Raw genomic sequence first — 19,624 nt, forward strand, 5'->3', positions numbered from 1 at the left:
GATCATGCCGACTCATCGGAATGAGGAATCGATGCTCCAGCAACCCGATGCCGCAGCGGGTGGAAAATCCGACAAGAAAACCGTAAATGTGCCGGTGGGCGTGCCCGATTACACGCTGCACGATGAGCCGCGCGAAGTGCCGGTCACTGAGCCTCCGGTCTGGCCGATCAATAAGGATTTGAAGTATGTCGGAAAATCTCCCGAGCGATGGGATGGTCTTGCCAAAGCCACGGGGCGTGCGCGTTACACGTCTGATATACAACTGCCGGGAATGCTCTACGCGAAATTCGTGAATGCCAACGTGCCTCATGCAAAGGTTGTCTCCATCGACACCTCTGCAGCGGAAAGTCATCCGGGTGTCCGCGCCGTTCACGTAATTGAGCATGTGCTGGGCAGTGCCTCTTTACGCGATCCGTCGCTTGAGCACTCGAATTTTCCAGTGGTGCGCTATGCAGGGCAACCGATCGCGGCCGTTGCGGCCACCAGCCCCAATGCAGCAGAGGAAGCGGCCGCTCTCGTGAAAGTGAAATACGAGTCGCTTCCCTTTGTCGTGGACCTCGACAAGGCGCGCGCTGCGGACGCTCCGCTTGTTTTTCCGGGCGCTGCAGACCAGGGAGGTACTGCGGGAGGTGGTGGTGGCCCACATGGTGTGCCTCAAACCGGCAATGTGCATGGGCCCGCCATCCGCAAGGTTGCGGATGTCGAGCAGGGCTTGCGGGACGCCGATGTAGTTGTCGAAGGGCATTATGTTACGCAGGTGCAGACACATTCGGCCCTCGAGACGCATGGCGTAGTAGCCGATTGGAAGCCGGAGTTGTTGACCGTTTGGGCCTCGACCCAGGGGGTCTCCGGTGTGCGCGAGGAACTTGCAGGGTTCTTCAAAATCCCGATGACTCAAGTTCGCGTCCTCACTGAGTTCATGGGCGGAGGATTCGGGGCGAAGTTCGGAGCCGGCAATCATGGCGTGGTCGCAGCGACTCTTTCAAAGAAGGCTGGAGCTCCGGTCCGCCTGATGCTTGACCGTGCGGAGGAGCACCTCTCGGTTGGGAATCGTCCGAGTTCCGACCAGATGCTGCGCATCGGCGCGAAGAAGGACGGTACGCTTACCGCAGTTCACCTGGTCAGCTACGGCACCGCAGGTTGTGGGACTGGAGCGGGATGCGCAGGTCCGGCCTCGAATCTCTACAAGTACGCCTCGCTCCACACTGAGGAGAATGACGTATTCACCAACGCGGGTCCGGGGGCGGCCATGCGGGCCCCGGGACATCCGCCGGGTGCTTTCGCGCTGGAGCAGACAATCGACGAACTTGCAATGAAGCTGAATCTTGACCCGCTCGATCTCCGCGAACGAATCGACCTGCATCCGGTGCGCAAAGTTGAGCGCCAGGTCGTCCGCGAAAGCGCGCTTTGGAAATCACGAAACCCAGTGGCCAATGCGGATCGCGGTCCCATAAAACGCGGCGTGGGATTTGCGCAGTCGGTGTGGTATCGCTTCGTGAACATGGATTCAGCGGCGGAGGTACGCGTCCACAAAGATGGATCGATCGAAGTGCTCTCCGCGGTGCAGGACATCGGTTCCGGCATCAAGACTGTAATGGCGCAGATGATGGCGGAACAGTTTGGAGTGCCACTCGATAAAATTGCGGTCAAAGTCGGCGACACGAATTATCCCGTAGGACCGAGTTCCGGCGGCAGCATGACCACACTCTCGCTCACGCCTGCCGTTCGCGATGCGGCATGGCAGGCTTCGCAGAAATTTCTGGAGGAGATTGCTCCTGCATTCGGAACGACAGGCAGCGAGCTGGAACTGGTGGACGGAGAGGTTCGCAGCAAGTCCGGGAAGATGCAGCCTGTCAGCTTCAAACGTGCAGCGGCCAAAATGAAGACCGATCAGATCGCGGTCCAATCCAAACGCGTTCCCGACTACGATCGCAGCAAATATCTGACCTACGGCGGTGTCGACGTTGCGGAGGTCGAGGTTGACGCAGAAATCGGGCGCATTCACGTCAAGCGGATTCTTTCCGTGCACGACTGCGGGCGCCCGATGAATCCAGCGCAAGTAATCAGCCAGATCAATGGTGGAGTTCTTCAAGGAATCTCGTACACCTTGTTTGAGAACCGCCTGCTCGATCCGGATTACGGTCTAATGGTGAATCCGAATCTGGAGCAGTACAAGATCACCGGCTCGCGCGAAACACCTGAGATCGATGTGCGGCTGGTGGAGGCGTATATCGGGCAGAGTTCCACCGATGCATCGGGAATCGGCGAGGCGGCCGGCATCGTCTCCGTTGGAGCCGCAATCGGCAACGCGGTTTATAACGCACTCGGCGTGCGGATTCGCCAGACGCCAATGACGCCCGCGGTGGTTTTGGCCGCGTTGAATCAGCCTGTATCGGGGAGGAGTTTGGCATGAACAGTTTTGCTGTAGCAGATTGCACAACCGTTGACGCGGCCTTGTCGCAGTTGAAGGATGGAGCGGTCATCAAGGCCGGCGGTGTCGATCTTCTCGCACGGATGAAAAACGGTACGATTCAGCCGTCGAAGCTCGTGAATATCCGCAACGTTTCGTCGCTGCGCGGAATCCACGAGACAGAGAACGGCCTCAGCGTCGGCGCGCTTGCCACGCTGGGTGAGATCAGCGACCACCCTCTCATTCGCGAGAAATATCAGATTCTTTCCGATGCCTGCGGGCACGCAGCAACACCCCATATCCGGAACATGGCGACGGTGGGCGGGAACTTGCTGCAACCCGTTCAGTGCTGGTATTACCGATCGGCAGACTTCCAATGCATCAGGAAAGGCAAGGAGTTCTGTTTCGCAATCACCGGGCTCAACCAGTACCACGCCATCATGGATTACGGCACTTGCCCTGCGGTAGCGCCGTCCTCGGCTGCCGTGGCGCTGCTCGGACTCAATGCCAGCATCGAGCTTACCTCCGCGAAGAATGGCAAGCGGACCCTGGCGATCAAAGACTTCTATGTTCAGCCCGATGCAAACCCGACGAAGTTCAGCGTCATCCAGCCCGATGAACTGCTGACAGCCGTGACCATCCCGAAGCTCGCTCCTGGCACGCGCTCGGCCTACCAGAAATACGGAGAAAAAGAGAGCTTCGACTGGGCAATTGCCGATGCGGGAGTGGTGCTGGAGATGGACGGAAACGTCTGTCGCAAAGCCGTGATCACGATGGGCGCAGCATCCCCGGTCGTTCGCCGTTCAAGTGAGGCGGAAGCCGTGCTTACGGGCAAACCGATTAACGAAGAAACGGCGCGTGCGGCGGGCAAAGCCGCTATGACAAACGTGCAGCCGCTCTCGATGAACGCGTACAAGGTCGAGCTTTTCCCTGTCGCCATCTATCGCACCATTCTGCTGGCTGCCGGACAAATGGACCGCGACCCGAGCGCGGCAGGCTAGGAGATACCTTATGAACACAGTCGATACAAAACCGCTTCCCTGCCAGTGCCTGCGAACCAAAAACCCCTACGGCTCCACTCCGTCAGACGCGGAGTCCTGGCTTCCCGGCGTTCACTCGGCCTCAAGCTACTGGTGCCTGCGCACCATGGGCCCGGCAGGTCCCGATGAAAACTACGTGCATCTCGCCCGCTGTGTACCGGGGCGCAAATGCTATGAAGTGGCGGACGAATAGAACCGGCCACTTTCAGACATAAATGGTTACCGGGATGCCGGCGGAATTTGGAGCGTGAGACATCCCGTCGCCCTACAATCGCTGCGCCTCGTCTTGCCCCAGTTCGACGAGGCGCAACTTACAAGCGATAGCGGGTTTGGTTATCGCTTGACGATTCTGGCCAGGCGCGGATCGGGCCATAGCGCTGCAAACTCCTGATCTTTGTAAACTCTGGCGAGTTCGGGGAAATGGCCGTTCTTGGCCCGCGTCAAATACTCAAGAGCTCCGTCGAGATTGCCGCGCTTGGCATAGGCTCTCGCGATCAGGTAGGAAACACGGGCACGTTGCTCCGGCGTGGTGATCTGCGCCGAAATTCCATCCTGACTCTCGGCCAGAATGTCCGCGTCCAATTCAAGTGCTCGGCCGTACTCGGTCATTGCATAATCGACCTCGCCCATCGCCATCCAGGCCTCCGCGAGGTTGAGATGGGCAGGAGCACTGGTTTCATCGAGTTCCAGCGCCTGCTTGAAGTACTTAACAGCCGGCTTGTATTTTTTGTTGAGAAACGAGACGGCTCCAAGATTGTTGAATGCCGATACGTTTCTTGGATCGTATTTCACTGCCTGGCTGAAGTGCTTGCGGGCCGGACCCCTATCGCCCAATTTCAATTCGGAGATACCAAGCTTGTTGAGAAGCGTTGCATTGTGCGGATCCGCGTGCACAGCCTTCTGATAGTAGCCGACCGCCAACACATAGTTATTGTGAGCGCGCGCCAGATCCCCTTTTAATTCTGCGGTCTTGGCTACCTCTTGCGGCGCGGTTTTGGATAAGTCAAGAAAGGAATCTGCCTGCACATACGGAACTGCACAAATCACCAAACTTGTTGCTGCGAGAATCATCCTGAGTCGCTGCATGGTAGTTACCTCCTCCACGACGGAGCGTCTCCCGAAGCAGCATTTGCGTATTCGGATCTGCTCACGTCAAAACCTAGTAGAGGCCTCGCTGCTTGAGCAGACAACGCTATACCGGCTACTTAGCTGTTATGACGGGGTTACATTTTCAGAGAATGTTGACGTATTCCTCATTGATTGCGGGACTTGCGAGGCTGGCAGATCCGAGTTGGCGACGCTTCAAGAAGGCGAGGTGGAGGGTTTACATGCCGTTACATGCGCTCTGGTTCCACTATCTACACCGTTAAATCCACCCGGCAACAATAAAGTGGAACTAAGATTAGGCGTACTTCGAATATGAGAGTGGGCCTCGGAGCAGAAAGCGTCGCAAGGTGACGATAGAAGCTATAGATTCGACCGAACTTGAAGCGCGGCGGGCAGAGTTGCAGGCGCTGCTTCAGTCGACGCACTTCACCCGCGCACCCAAGCTCGCATCTCTATTGAGTTACTTATGCGAAAAGGTCTTTGCTGACGAAGCCAATCAGATCAAGGAATATTCCATCGGGCTGGAAGTCTTTCACCGGGGAGCCTCGTTCGACCAGGATTCCGATTCCATCGTGCGGGTTGAGGCTAATCGGCTCCGCCGGAGACTGGCCGAGTACTATGCTGGAGAAGGCTCATCGCACCCCCTCCGGATCACCATTCCGCTGGGACAGTATGTCCCCCGATTCGAGCCGCGCGCTGAGCAGTCAGCGGGGAAAAAGCCCATCTCCGCAGGTTCTGATCCTTCGCCATCTCAAATTGCCCCCATATTCCGTAGCATGTGGTGGCTCATCGCAACGCTTGCGCTTCTGGTCGTGGCTCTCAGTGGTATATGGATTCATTTCCGTCCGTTGGGGCACCCCACGGGGTTGGTCCGGGAGAACGAACCTGCCCTTATGCCCGCGGAATCGCAGTTCGGACCGCCCGTGGGCCAAGAGATCAGGATTCTGGCAGGCGCACAGCGTAGTTTTGTCGATCATGCGGGCAAACTATGGAACGCCGATAGCGGCTATTCCGGAGGCACAGCGGTCAAAAGCAATGTACAGAACATATGGCGAACGCAGGATCCATGGTTTTACCGAACCAGTCGTCAAGGCCAGTTTCGCTACGACATACCGCTGAATAAAGGAATCTATGAACTCCGCCTCCACTTTGCAGAGATGACGTTTGGACCGGAATCCACGGGAGCTGGCGGCGAAGGAAGCCGCATCATGACAGTGCGCGCAAACGGAACGACACTCCTGGCCAACTTCGATGTTGTCGCGGACGCAGGCGCCAGCCGAACCGCCGACGTCAAGGTCTTCCCTGATCTTGCGCCCGCAGCAGATGGCATGCTGCACCTTGAGTTCTCCGGCGACGACGGGAAGCAAGCCACGCTGTCAGCCATAGAGATCTTGCCTGGTGCTCGCCATCACATGCGTCCGGTGCGCATCCTGACGCGACAATCGCCGTACTATTCCAACGAAAGCCAGTGGTGGAGTCCAGATAACTATTTTCAAGGTGGACAGCTTGCCACGTACGCGCCCCCTGTGGGAGGAACCGACGATCCTGAACTCTACGAAACTGAGCGATGGGGTAATTTCTCCTACGCGATTCCTGTCTCGCCGGGAAAATACTCTGTAACACTCCGCTTCGCTGCGCGCCACGGAGATTGGGATCGTCCTTCATCGGGCGGTCACGAAGAAAATGTGGTCGCCCATACATTCAACGTCTTCTGCAACGGTAAAGTCCTGCTCCAGAATTTCAATCTCGTGAAGGAAGCACGCCAGTCCGACGTTGTGACACGCAAATTCATCGGCCTCGAACCAAATGCGCAAGGGAAATTGCTTCTGGAGTTTGTTCCGGTGGATGGCTATGCAACCGTAACCGGAATTGAGGTCGTAAGCCTGTAGCTCGCCGTCGTCCAGGCACTCGGGGAGCGAACTGCACCGTCCTCCAGACTTCTCCTCGTTTTCACAGCGTTCTCCCCGAAGTCCAACTCGCTGCACGCCCTCCCGGCTAAATCGATTCGGCAGCCCGCGGGGTGTGCGACTACCATGGTGTCGAGCCAAAACCTGCCAGTCCAGCGGCTTCAAAGCAATTGCATGGACCGACTCAGGAGACAGCTAATCGGGTCTGCCGAATCAGAGAGCAAAATCCTCGATTCTTCAAGGCAGATGCGGTTTGCCCGGCGCGCACTTTTGCCCGAGCGCGACTCACGGAGAATAGATGACGACATCAAGAAGAGATTTTCTGAAGACAACGGCGATTGCGGGTGCGACCGTCGCCGTGGATGGATTATCGGCTTTCGGCGAACCCGGAGGAACGATGGAGGCGGCAACATCCTCTTTGACAGTGCCTGCCGGGGCAACTGCGAAACCAATGGAATACACGCGCGGCGTCGGCGTTTATCCCGGAGAGCCCGCGGCCCACTTCGGCCCCACCCTCATATCCGACACAACCAATTACCGCAATCTCGCCCTGCTGCGCCCCGCCTATCACTCCAGCAGTTACGACTACAACCTTACGGCCCAGCTTGTCACCGACGGCATCAAGGCGAGCAATCTGCCCCAATGGATCGTCGTCTCCGACACGCTCCAAGGCCCGATCTCCAAAGAAAATCGCGAAGTCATCGTCGACCACGCGCCCATGAACACCATAGAACTCCGCGGATCTCCTGCCCATGTCGACATCCAGCTTGCCGGCGGCGATGCCGCACCGGAAATCGACCGGATCCAGCTCTTCGTCGTTTCGCCATTTCAGGCGTCGCCCGCTACGCTCACCTTCACCGTATCGGTCTCTGAAGATGGTCGCTCCTGGCAAGTTGCGGGCACCATTTCGGCCCCCAAGCCATCTTCAACAGCCGGTTATCCGCCGGAATTCGCTTCTCCCAATCACTTCTTCACGCCCTCTATTCCTCTCAATGCCGTTAGCCGCAGTCGCTTCTATCGAATCGAATGCGCAATGGGCGACGGCAGGACCGCGTCAGCCTTTGAAACAACGTGGCGGCTGGGCCAGGTGGCCTTCTTCAAGGGCGACCAGCGCGTTGAGGTCGGCGGTCCATACAGTTTCACCAGCGCCTGGATGAGCGCCGGTTCAGGCATGGAATGGGTCTATGTCGACCTGGGCTCGCTCTGCCAATTCGACCACGTCGAGCTTACATGGATCGCCCGCGCCGCCGAAGGCTCCGTGCAGGTTTCCGACGACGCGGAAACATGGCGGGATCTCGTATCTCTCTCCGGCAGATCGGGTGCCGTCGATGTCTTGAAACTGCCGCAACCGGCAACCGGCCGCTACGTCCGCGTTCTCATGACCCGCCCGTCCACGCCTTACGGCTACATTCTCAGTGAGATCGAGGTCTTTGGCCACGGCGGATATACGGCCAAACCCGCGCCAGCTCCTGCAGTCGGTTCGGATCACAGGCAGCTTCTCGCCGGTGGATCGTGGCGGATTCAAAGGGCAAACTTCGTTCAGGACGCGGGAGAGGCCCTTTCCAAGCCGGGCTTCCACGATGCGGACTGGCTGGTCGCCACCGTGCCCGGAACCGTGTTGACCTCCTATGCAAATGTCGGCGCAATTCCCGACCCCAATTTCGGCCAGAATCAGCTCCACATCTCGGACTCCTACTTCTACTCCGACTTCTGGTATCGCACGGAATTCAAGGCTCCGGCGAAAACTTCCGAGCAGTTCGCGTGGCTCAATTTCGACGGCATTAACTGGAAAGCCGAAGTCTATCTGAACGGCGTGAAGCTGGGCCGGATTGAAGGCGGCTTCATGCGCGGCCAGTTCGATGTATCGCAAAAGATTCTGCCGGGCCAAATGAATGCGCTCGCAGTGCGAATCGAGAAAAATGCAACCCCCGGCAGTTGCAAGCAGAAGACATACGAGGTCTGTGCCAAAAATGGCGGCGGCCTCGGATCGGACAATCCCACCTATCACGCCTCCATTGGATGGGACTGGATCCCGACCATGCGCGGGCGCGACATTGGCATCTGGGGCGATGTCTCTCTTTCCGTGACAGAAGCAGTCACGATCGAAAATACCTTCGTTTCCAGCAAGCTCCCGCTTCCGGATACGTCCTCCGCGGACCTCACAGTTCAGACCGACCTCATCAATCGGCAGAACCATCCTTTCGACGGCACACTGCAATTCCAGCTAGGCGATATCAAGGTGCAGCAGCGCGTCCAACTCGCAGCAGGCGAGCGCAAGACCATCACGCTTGATCCGACCACGAATTCCGCGCTCCACCTGAAGGACCCGAAACTGTGGTGGCCCGTCGGCTACGGCGATCCGCACCTCTACGACGCGCAGATCTCCGTCGAGGCTGGCGGAAAGCAGATCGACAAGAAGGCATTCAAGGCCGGCATTCGCTACATGACCTACAGCGAAGACGGTGGCGCTTTGCGCATCTGGATCAACGGCCGCCGCTTCATTGCACGTGGCGGAAACTGGGGTTTCGGCGAATCGATGCTCCGCTATCGTGCGCGCGAATTCGATGCCGCTGTTCGCTACCACCGCGAAATGAACTTCACCATGATCCGCAATTGGGTCGGCCAGATCGGCGACGAAGCATTCTACGAAGCCTGCGATCGCCACGGAATCGTTGTCTGGCAGGACTTCTGGCTCGCCAATCCATGGGACGGCCCCGAACCGGATGACAACGAACTGTTCCTCTCGAATGTGAAGGACCTCGTCCTGCGCATCCGCAACCATCCGTCCGTCGGTCTCTATTGCGGTCGCAACGAGGGCTTCCCTCCTCCTCCACTCGAGCAGGGCATCCGCAAGATTCTCGGCGACCTGCATCCGGGGTTGCACTACATCCCGAGTTCTGCCGACGAGGTGGTCAGCGGTCACGGGCCGTACTGGGCAAATCCCGCAGGCTTCTACTTCGCAGTCGCCGACAAAAAACTTCACAGCGAAATCGGCGCGCCGAATATTCCACCCCTCGACAGCGTGCGTATGATGATGCCCAAAGATGCGCTCTGGCCGCAGGCACTCGATTGGGGCCTGCACGACTTCTGCCTGCAGGGCGCGATGGGTGGCGCCGGATTTCGCACCATTGTTGAAAACAGCTACGGCGGTGCGACGAATGCCGAAGAGTGGATCCGCCTCGCTCAGTTCATCAACTACGACACCTACCGTGCCATGTTTGAAGCGCAAAGCCGCTACCGCATGGGCGTCTTGCTGTGGATGAGCCACTCCTGCTGGCCGTCGTTTGTCTGGCAAACCTACGACTATTTTTTCGAGCCGACAGCCGCCTACTACGGGTGCAAGAAGGGTTCAGAGCCGCTGCACATCCAGTGGAACTGCGCCGCGGAAACCATCGAAGTGGTGAACTACAGCGCAGGCAAGACCGCAGGCCTCACCGCAAGCGTTGAAATCCTGAACATGGATGGAAAGCAAGTGGACGTGAAGACCGCCGCTCTGGACAGCACTGAGGACTCGACAACTACCTGCATCGATATGAAGTACCCAGCCGGGCTGTCTTCGGTTCACTTCCTCCGCCTGGCGCTCAAGCGGGGGACCGAAACGCTCTCAACGAACTTCTACATGCGCGGATTGCAGCAGAATGATTTTCGCGCCATCCGCCAGTTACCGGCGCCCAAGTTGGCTGCCACAACCAGCGTGCAGCAGAAGGGAGATCGTTGGGAGATGTCCACCAACGTTCACAACACCGGAACGTCGCCCGCCTTGATGGTGCGTGTGAAGGCCGTGCGGCAAAAGACAGGTGATCGCATCCTGCCCGCAATCTACTCCGACAACTACATCGCTCTGATGCCCGGCGAATCCCGCACCATCGTCACCGAGGTCAATGAAACCGACACCCGAGGAGAAAAACCTACAATCGTGCTGGCTTAAGTCACCGAATCCACAAAGAAGGCCAGTTGCATTGCTGCGACTGGCCTTCAATTCTTGATTCAATCCATCGTAAAGCGTCGCGTTCAGAACGTAAACCGCGATCCAAACTGGAACTGGCGCGGACTATTCACAGTGTTCGTGATCTGACCGAAGACCGCCGCAACGTCGGGCTGCGTCTTTACATCGAAGGCGCTCGGCACGCCCGGCATTCCAAGTTGCGCCCGGTTCGCGATGTTGTATGAAGATATCTCGAAGCGAAGATTCCTCTCGCCGCCCAGCGAAAAGCTCTTATACAACGAGATATCGAAGTCATTTGCGCCCATGGTGCGAACGTGATCGAGATATGCAGGTGCAGTCCCAGGTACAAACGGGTTCGCCGGAACGGCGAAGCAGTCGGGCTTGAACCACGTGTCGGCCGTATGCGGCGCCCCTTTGCCGGGGTCGCAAACCATGTCGGCGCGTTGGTTGAAGTAGGACGGCGATAGTCCTGAACCAGGCGAGGTCACTGGAATGCCGGTGCTCAGATAAGCGATGACGTTCGCCGTCCAGCCGCCGAGAACGGCATCTCCAACGCCATTGAGGTTCACGGTTCTTCCACTGCCGATCGGCAGGTCGTAGGATGCCTGTCCGGTGAACTGATATTTCACGTCCTGCGGGCTGACGGAGTGCTCGAATCGCAGATCTCTCCAATCCTGCGCCGCGCCTCCGTGCGAACCTACGAAGCTCAACGGCGGATTGCCATCATCGGTCATCAACTTGGCCCATGTAAAGCTCGCCAGCGCGGTGAAATGGTGCGTCAGTCTCTTCTGCACCTTTGTTTGAAGAGAGCTGTAGTCCGAATCGCCGCCGGGATAGCCGCTCACATTCACTCCATTTCCGCCACCATAGCTGCCATTGCCGAACTGGGGATATTCCTGGAGCGAGACCCACAGCGGGACCATATCGGCGCCATAGTTTGAGTTGGTGGCCGGTAGGATTCCAGCCCAGGTGTTCGGAACCATCTCGCACGCCGGATCGGAGGGATCGACGCAAAGAGTTGCGCCGTATTTCGCAATCGTTTCGAGGCTCAGCTGATTCAGATCAACCCCGCCGAGCGGCAGGAAAAGTCCGCGGCTACCCACGTATCCCGCGCTCACAATCACCTGGTGCGGAAGCTGGTACTCCAGGCCAAAGTTGAAGTTGTACGTGGTGGGGGTGCGCTGAGAGTGAAGCATCGTTGCCAGGGAATTGCCAAGATTGTTTCCCAGCCCTGATGGAGAGCTGATGAGAGGAACTACACCTTGCGGAAATGGGTTGCTCAAGGAATAGATACCCGTATCGCTGGGCGCCGGGTCACCAGGAGATGCTCCCGCGCAGGCCGATGTGCCGTTATATATGGTGTTGCCGTCAGCGTTATAGCAGGTTGCGTCCCAGTTTGTGACCGACGCAAAACCATCGCTGTTGAGCGATGCGCTGCCAACCATTTGCGGACTGGGACCGTAGTAGAAGCCGGCCCCTCCGCGCACCACCAGCCTGTCAACTGGCTGCCACGAGAATCCCAGTCGAGGTCCGAAATTCTTCAGGTCTGTGGTGAAAGGTGAACGATTCCCGCCGTTAACATAGACTTCCGCGCCCTTGTACGAGACGCCATTGACCGTGTCTGTCGCATTCGGATCGAAGTATTCAAGCCGATTGTGCCGCTCCGTGCGTCCTCCGAAAATGTCCCAGCGCAAACCGGCCGTGATCGTGAACGATTTGGATGGGTGAAACGTGTCTTCCACGAACGACGCATAATACGGACTGGCTTCCGCCACGAAAAGGTCTTTCGTGAAGTCATATCCTTCGCTTCCAGGCGTCGATCCCATTCCGATCAGGAAGGACGCAAAATCGCTGCCTCCTCCTCCGTCAGATACACTCTGATCCGTTGCCGTGACGTCGAAAGCGTAGGCTCCGGAAGGCGCCGGCGGCTGGCCCACGTTCAACAAGCGCTTCATAAATTCAAACCCGGCGCTGATCTCGTGCTTGCCCAAAACCTTCGTGATGCTTGCGCTCGCGTCATTGTTCTCGCTGGCATATTTGAATGTGTTCCAGTTGGCCGTACCGCCAATACCGCCGCCCACATCCCAGAAATTGACGTACGGCAGGGTTTTGTAGACCTCCTCTGCCGCCAGGGACGATGGAAAACCGAGCGATGTGAGGTCGTATCCGATCTGCCGCGGGTCGCCGCCCTGGTTCTCGTTGTGGCGCACGAACGAGTAGCGCAGTTGCAGAACCGTCGAAGCATTCAACGTCAGGTCGTCCGCCAGAAGGACGTTGCGACCGTTCGTCGTGTTCTGTGCATAGTTGAGATCCCACTCATTGCCGAATGCGTTCACCAGTGAGAAGAAGAGCCGGTCAAACGAGAATCGGCCGAAGATGCGCTGTCTCTCGCTCTTCGCCCAGTCCATGCGAATGTCAAATTTCTGCGCGGTCAGCGGGTCCAGCCCGGGCACGCGCAGGTTGTTCGAGGCTCCGGTCGTATCTGAATCGCAGTTCGCCGGATAGTTGCACTTCGGAAACTCGGAAAGAAACTTCAACGCAATGGGATTCGGATCCGAGATCACATTATTCGGGAAAGGCTGGCGCGTGCCATCCGGATTGTCCGGCAACCGTGGATCGTAGATTGTAAAGTCGTCGGCCGAGAAATCCCCGGTGCGTTCCGCCGTGGTGGGCACCGTGAAAACGTTGGATCCATCAAATTGCTTCTGCTGGGTGGCCTCGTAGTCGGCAAAGAAAAACAGTTTTTCCTTCTTGATGGGTCCGCCGATTGCCCCGCCCTCCTGGTACCGGTGGAATGCCGGAATTTGGTTCGGCGCTCCGCTTGCCAATTGTGTCTGCTTGTTAAAGTATTCGTTTGCCGCCATCACGTCGGGGCGGAATACACCGAATACGTCTCCATGGAACTGGTCGGTGCCTGACTTTGTGACCAGGCTGATTACACCCGCGCCACCGCTTTGATAAGAAGCCGGAGTGTTCTGTGTCTCGACGCGTGTTTCCTGCACGCCATCTTCAGGAATCTCGAGCGCGGGAATAATGGCGCCCGCATTGTTTTCCGCGATGCCCAGCGGACTTCCATCCACCATGTAATAGACCGAACCGATAATGGCGCCGTTGATCGTGTACGAAGAGACGTCAACGCCAGGGCGACCGCTGGTAATGCTGGAGATCTGCTGCGAACTGGAGGAATTTGGTGTGCCATTTGCAGGCGTAACGCCGGCGCTGAGTTGCACCAGGTCAAAGACGTTGCGCGTCAGCAACGGAACACGGTCGATGGTATCGGCCGAGATGAGTTGTCCTACCGTGGAATTGGTGGCTTCAACCAGCGCCGTGGCCTCATTGACGGTCACCACCTCGCTCACTGAGCCGATCTTGAGCGCCAGGTTCACTGTCGAACCCTGGTCCACCGAAACCGCAATGTTCTTCTCCACCAGCGTATCGAAACCCCGGGCAGTGCCGGTGACCTGGTACATTCCCGGAGCCAGCGACACAAAGGAATACAACCCGGAAGCCGACGACACCGTGGATAGCTTCACACCCGTCGCCTGGCTCTGGGCCACCACCTTCGCTCCGGGAATAATCGCACCTGTCGGGTCCGTGACAAGTCCACTGATTGAGCCTCTTCCGGCCTGGGCCAAGGCTGCGGAAATAAACCCGATAATCATGCAAATGACAAAAATGGACCGCATATACGCAGTCCGCGCACAGAGGACGTTCATAGCCACCCCCGGGTCAAACGCCTTATTCAAACGTTTGAATCTTCTGACGAATGAATGTAAGATTGTTCCTTCTGCTATGTCAAGCAGAAAGTATTCTGCCGGCCTGGTGGCAACCGCCGGCGTCATTTCACCAAAACAAGCCGACTGGCCTCTGTGACAAAATGGCGCTGGATTCCCTGGCGGCAATCCGCGCGAAAGGAGACGAAACAGTGCAACGCAAATCCGGTCACGTGACGCTCCTCGATATCGCAAAGGCCTGCGGATACTCCGTTTCCACCGTCTCCATCGTGCTGAGTGAAGCGCCGTTGTCGCAAAACGTCGCCGCCTCCACGCGTGACCGAATCCGGAAGATGGCGCAGCAACTCGGTTATCATCCCGATGCGTATGCCCGGTCTTTGCGCAGGCGCCGCAGCCAGACAATCGCGGTGCTTGCCTACGATCTTTCCGATCCGTTTTGTATCCCGATCGTCCATGGCATTCAGGAAGGCCTGCACCCGGCCGACTATCTGCCTCTCCTGGTCGATGCGCAGACGCAGCGCAAGCTCTTCGACAGCTATTTGAAGATGATCCTCGAACGAAGAGCCGAGGGCGTCATCGTCATCGCAAGCTGGATCTTCCAGGAAACAAATCTGCTCGAAGACATCGAAAAGAACCGTGTACCCATTGTGATCGTCGGCCGCGACCTGACCAACAGAAAAGTCAGTTCCCTGCTCGTGGACAACGAGGCCGGAGGAGCGCTTGCCCTGTGCCATCTCATCGAACTCGGTCATCGGCGCATCGCAATCGTCCGCGGTCCCGAAGAACTCTTCGACACCGAACCGCGCTGGGCCGGAGTACGGCGGGCCGCGGCCGAGAGCGGGATCCAGATCGATCGCAAACTGGTGTTTCAACTGCCCAACCTCATGGATTCAACATCGGGCTTTGAAGGAGGGCTGCGCTTTTCGAAAGAAATGCTGGCATCGGGACGCCCGTTTACCGCGGTGCTTGCGTTCGACGATCTCACCGCCCTTGGAGTTCTGCGCGGGTTGACCGAGGCTGGTCTGAAGGTTCCCGATGATTGTTCCGTGGTCGGTTTTGATGACGTACTGCCGGCGGCCGTTTCCACACCGGGCATCACGACCATCCGTCAGCCATTGAAAGAAATGGGCCTGCTCGCCGCCGAGTGGACCCTGCGGGCGATCAACTCCCGCGACCAAAACGCAGACAAGCCGGTGAACCTATACAAGGCCCCGCCCGAACTCGTTGTGCGCATGTCCACTTCGCGGCATGTTCCGGCCATGCGCCGCGCCGGCCCTGCAAAATCGCGCTTGACAACCTAGTCCGCGCAAGCGATATTCCTTGATTCAAACGATTGAATTAATCCAAACAACCGCAAACACCTCGAACAAGATCGCGCTCCAGCAAAGAAACGCCAGGTGCCTATGAACCCGAAAGCCATTCTTCTCCCTCTTGCCTTCCTCGCTGCAACCGCTTCGATGACCGCGGAAAACACGACGCCTCTTCGCGATAACTGGCAATTGATGTCCGCCTGCAAGGCCACGGACTCCGGCGAAGTGATCTCGACCCCGACGTTCAAAGCTGATAGCTGGCTGAAGACGTCGGTTCCGAACACAGTGCTAGCTGCGCAGGTCAAAGCGGGCGTCTTCCCCGATCCCTACTTCGGCGACAACCTCCGTCGCATTCCCGGCGCCAGCTACCCCATCGGCCACAACTTCGCCAATCTGCCCATGCCTGCCGATAGTCCCTATGCCTGTGGCTGGTGGTACCGCAACGAATTCACGGCGCCCGCTCTCTCCACAAAAGATCATCGCCTCTGGCTGCACTTTGGCGGTATCAACTATCGCGGCGAAATCTGGATGAACGGCCACAAGATCGCGGATTCAACCACAGTAGCCGGTGCCTATCGCACCTACAACTTCGATATTACCGACGTCGCTCTTCCAGGCAAGCTGAACATCCTTGCCGTTAAAACCACTGCGCCATCAGAAAAAGATCTCGGCATCAACTGGGTCGACTGGAATCCCTGCCCGCCCGATAAGGACATGGGCCTGTGGGGCGAGGTAAATCTCGTGCAATCGGGCCCTGTCACCGTCCGTTCGCCTTTGGTCGTTACTCACTTCCCTGATGCATCATTGAGCCGCGCCGATCTCACCGTCTACGCAGAGCTGCACAACGCAACCGGCAGCCCAATCAAGGGAATCGTCTCGGGAACCGCCGTCGGCGTGAAGTTCGAGAAGCCCATTGAACTCGCAGCAAATGAGGATCAGACCGTCGTCTTCAGTCCCGAACAGTTCCCTGCCCTACGCGTGCAGAATCCAAAGCCTTGGTGGCCCCGCCAGATGGGCGAGCCGCACCTCGAGCACCTCACCGTCAGCTTCACCACGGACGGACACATCACCGACGAACAAAGCGCGAACTTCGGAATTCGCGAAATTACATCCGAACTCACATCCAACGGCAGCCGCCTGTTTCGCGTAAACGGCAAACCGATTCTGATTCGTGGTGCGGGTTGGTCGCAGGACATGCTTCTCCGCACCGACGACAATCGCCTGCGCAACCAGTTCGATCTCGTCCAGGACATGAACCTCAACACCATCCGCCTGGAGGGCAAGCTCGAAACCGACGAGTTTTTCCGTCTCGCCGACGAGCGCGGCATTCTCGTCATGCTTGGCTGGTGCTGCTGCGATCACTGGGAACACTGGAAAGAATGGACTCCGCAAGATCTGACGATTGCTACGGCATCGCTGCGCTCGCAGATGCTCCGCCTGCGCCACCACGCCAGCCTGCTGGTATGGCTCAACGGCAGCGATAATCCTCCGCCTCCCGACGTAGAGAAGGACTATCTGCAGGTCGAATCAGAGACGCACTGGCCAAATCCGATCCTCTCCTCCGCAACCCAAGCGCCGACAACCGTGACCGGTGAAAGCGGAGTGAAAATGACTGGCCCCTACGACTACGTCGCACCCAGTTACTGGTACTTTGGAACTCACTACGGCGGCGCCATTGGCTACAACACCGAGACCAGTCCCGGCCCGGCCATTCCCTCTCTCGCAAGCCGCAAGCTCTTTCTACCGGACCCCGAAGCGTGGCCGCCTTCTGCCGACTGGAGCTTTCATTTCGGTAGCGGAGAATTCGCAAACCTGAAGGTCTTCGACTCCGCCATGGAAGCGGTCTACGCCAAGCCCAACTCCGCCGCTGACTACGAGCGCATGGCACAGACCATGGAGTACGACTCGGAACGCGCGATGTTTGAGGCCTACAGCAGAAACAAATACACCTCCACCGGCGTCATCCAGTGGATGCTCAATAACGCATGGCCGTCGATGATCTGGCACCTCTACGACTACTACCTCGACACCGGTGGCGGCTATTTCGGCACCAAGAAAGCCTGCGAGCCGCTGCACATCCAGTACTCCTACGATGACCGCGCCATCGATGTGGTCAACAGCACCTACGCAGACGCAACGAATCTTCGCGCCACCGTTCATGTGTACGGCTTGGCCTGGAACGAACTCTACACCGCGCAATCAGCCGTCGAGGCCGGCGCCGACAGCGTACAGCGCGTATTCACGATTCCTGAGAAACTCTACTCCAGCCCAGAAAGAATCTTCTTTATCGATCTGTCGCTCGCAGACTCCAGCGGCCGCGTCGTGAGCCATAACTTCTACTGGGTTCCCGGAACCCTCACCACGTTCGATTGGGAAGCCACCGATTACACCCACACGCCCGCAGCACGCCATGAAGACCTCACCGCGCTCACGCATCTCCGTCCCGCAAAGGTCGACGCGCACGCCGAAATCGAAAACACTGCTCACGGCCGCGAACTTCGCGTCCATCTTTCCAACCGCTCCAACGCCCTCGCATTTCAACTTCGCGCTGCGGTACGTACGTCGTCCGGTGGACTGATCGCCCCCGTATTCTGGTCAGATAACTGGATCGAACTCACTCCAGGCGAGAGCACAGTGCTCACGGCAAAATTACCTGAAGGCGACAACAACTCCATCCCCACCATAAAAATCGATGGCTGGAATGTCGCACCCATTTCGCTCACGCCCACCACCACTTTCGCAGCACGTTAAGGATTGGAATGGCCGCCACCTCCGGCTCCGGCACACAATCCGAAACGATCGGACTCAAGCGCACTCTGCGCTTCCGCGATCTGATCCTCTACGGAATCATCCTGATCCAGCCGACCGCGCCCATGCCCGTCTTCGGCGTGCTCTATCAGGAGTCGCACGGTCACGTCGTCGCCGTTATCCTGCTGGCCATGGTCGCCATGCTGTTCACCTCGGTCAGCTATGGCCGCATGGCGCGCGTCTATCCGCACGGCGGCTCTGCCTTCCTCTATGTCGGCAAGGAAATTCATCCCAGCCTCGGCTACATCACCGGCTGGTGCCTCGTTCTCGACTACGTCATCAACCCGCTCATCTGCGTCATCTGGTGCAGTCGCGCCGCCATCAATTTCGCGCCGGAGATTCCCTACGTCGCATGGGCCATCTTCTTCGCCGCACTATTCACGATCCTCAACTGCAACGGCGTCGAAACCTCCGCACGCATAAACGCCGGCATGGCCGCAGCGCTCGGTGTTGTCATCGTTCTCGTGCTCATCGCTTCAGTTCGCTGGATCATTCACCTCTCGCATCCCACCGCCGGCCTCTTTCTCGATCCTCTGTACAATCGCGCCAGCTTCAACTCCAGCGCAGTTCTCCACGGCACATCCATCGCGGTGCTCACCTACATCGGCTTCGACGGAATCTCCACTCTCACCGACGAAGCCAAAGACCCAGCGCGCAGCGTTCCGCGCGCCATTGTGCTCACCTGCCTGATCACCGGAATTCTGGCCAGCATCGAAGTATATTTCGCGCAGCTCGTCTGGCCTCGCGGAGCAGCTTTTCCGGATGTGACCACGGCATATGTTCATGTGTCAGGGCGCATGGGCGGCCCGATCCTGCTGGCCATCGTGAACGCCTCGCTGCTTCTGGCTAACATGGGCTCGGGGATGGCGTCGCAACTCGGCGCCGCCCGGCTGCTGTATGCCATGGGGCAGGATGGCGCTATTCCCCGTCGCTTTTTCGGCGCAGTCAGCTTGAAGAATCGCATTCCCAGAAACAACGTACTTCTCATTGGATCCGTCTGCCTCTTCGGAGCCCTGATCCTGAATTACGACCTTGGCGCGGAACTGTTGAATTACGGTGCGCTTTTGGCCTTTATCGGAGTCAACCTCGCGTCCCTCTTGCGCGGATGGCGTCACGGCCGCTGGTCGCAGACACTGCCCATGCTCATTTCGCTGGCCGGCATGGCTACCTGCGCCGTGCTGTGGTGGAACCTCAGCCCAAAAGCAAAGCTCGTCGGCACGTGCTGGGCCATCGCCGGCATTCTCCTCTGGCTCGCACGCCGCCGCTATACGGTGCTTCCGGATGCAGCCGCATAAGCGTTCCCCGACGCATATTATGATTGCCCCATGCCGGCTCATCATTCATGTGTTTCTCCGCTCGCTG

General features: G+C 58.1%; 10 protein-coding genes. 8 read left to right on the forward strand and 2 right to left on the reverse strand.

Annotated elements, in window-relative coordinates; translation table 11 throughout:
* The first annotated feature begins 4 nt into the window (after window positions 1-4).
* Genes WCA10_RS21935 through WCA10_RS21945 form a run of 3 tightly spaced genes read left to right on the forward strand, consistent with a single transcriptional unit; the run spans window position 5 to window position 3,643 of the window.
* Complete coding sequence (locus tag WCA10_RS21935) at window positions 5-2,413, forward strand: xanthine dehydrogenase family protein molybdopterin-binding subunit (RefSeq protein WP_472824666.1); 2,409 nt, start codon at window positions 5-7, stop codon at window positions 2,411-2,413.
* Window positions 2,410-3,411, forward strand: a complete 1,002-nt coding sequence (locus WCA10_RS21940; protein ID WP_472824667.1) for an FAD binding domain-containing protein — start codon at window positions 2,410-2,412, stop codon at window positions 3,409-3,411. Before WCA10_RS21935 ends, WCA10_RS21940 begins: the two co-directional genes overlap by 4 nt.
* Window positions 3,412-3,421: 10 nt before the next feature.
* Window positions 3,422-3,643, forward strand: coding sequence for a hypothetical protein (locus WCA10_RS21945; protein WP_472824668.1), 222 nt, complete (start codon window positions 3,422-3,424; stop codon window positions 3,641-3,643).
* A gap of 140 nt (window positions 3,644-3,783) precedes the next feature.
* Here WCA10_RS21945 and WCA10_RS21950 read toward each other — a convergent pair whose 3' ends face one another.
* A complete protein-coding gene (locus tag WCA10_RS21950) occupies window positions 3,784-4,521 on the reverse strand; it encodes a tetratricopeptide repeat protein (protein ID WP_472824669.1) in 738 nt (245 codons plus the stop codon).
* 383 nt (window positions 4,522-4,904) lie between these two features.
* Between WCA10_RS21950 and WCA10_RS21955 the strand changes: the two genes are divergently transcribed.
* Together WCA10_RS21955 and WCA10_RS21960 are read left to right on the forward strand one after the other, a co-directional pair.
* Window positions 4,905-6,446, forward strand: coding sequence for a malectin domain-containing carbohydrate-binding protein (locus tag WCA10_RS21955; protein WP_472824670.1), 1,542 nt, complete (start codon window positions 4,905-4,907; stop codon window positions 6,444-6,446).
* Window positions 6,447-6,762: 316 nt separating this feature from the next.
* Entirely contained in the window at window positions 6,763-10,392 is a 3,630-nt protein-coding gene (locus WCA10_RS21960) for a glycosyl hydrolase 2 galactose-binding domain-containing protein (RefSeq protein ID WP_472824671.1), read from the forward strand.
* 83 nt (window positions 10,393-10,475) lie between these two features.
* On the opposite strand, the gene WCA10_RS21965 is transcribed toward WCA10_RS21960, so the two are convergent.
* Entirely contained in the window at window positions 10,476-14,126 is a 3,651-nt protein-coding gene (locus WCA10_RS21965; protein ID WP_472824672.1) for an outer membrane beta-barrel protein, read from the reverse strand.
* Between the two features lie 209 nt (window positions 14,127-14,335).
* Between WCA10_RS21965 and WCA10_RS21970 the strand changes: the two genes are divergently transcribed.
* The 3 genes from WCA10_RS21970 to WCA10_RS21980 all read left to right on the forward strand — a co-directional run bounded on the left by WCA10_RS21970 (window position 14,336) and on the right by WCA10_RS21980 (window position 19,557).
* A complete protein-coding gene (locus tag WCA10_RS21970) occupies window positions 14,336-15,445 on the forward strand; it encodes a LacI family DNA-binding transcriptional regulator (protein WP_472824673.1) in 1,110 nt (369 codons plus the stop codon).
* A gap of 102 nt (window positions 15,446-15,547) precedes the next feature.
* Window positions 15,548-18,205 carry a glycoside hydrolase family 2 protein gene (locus WCA10_RS21975; RefSeq protein WP_472824674.1) on the forward strand — a complete coding sequence of 886 codons (2,658 nt, stop codon included), beginning with the start codon at window positions 15,548-15,550 and terminating at the stop codon, window positions 18,203-18,205.
* Window positions 18,206-18,213: 8 nt separating this feature from the next.
* On the forward strand, window positions 18,214-19,557 hold the full coding sequence (locus WCA10_RS21980) for an APC family permease (protein ID WP_472824675.1): 1,344 nt from the start codon (window positions 18,214-18,216) through the stop codon (window positions 19,555-19,557).
* The last annotated feature ends 67 nt before the right edge of the window (window positions 19,558-19,624 follow it).

Origin of the sequence: Occallatibacter sp. (assembly GCF_049582745.1) — a bacterium.
Lineage (GTDB): Bacteria > Acidobacteriota > Terriglobia > Terriglobales > Acidobacteriaceae > Telmatobacter.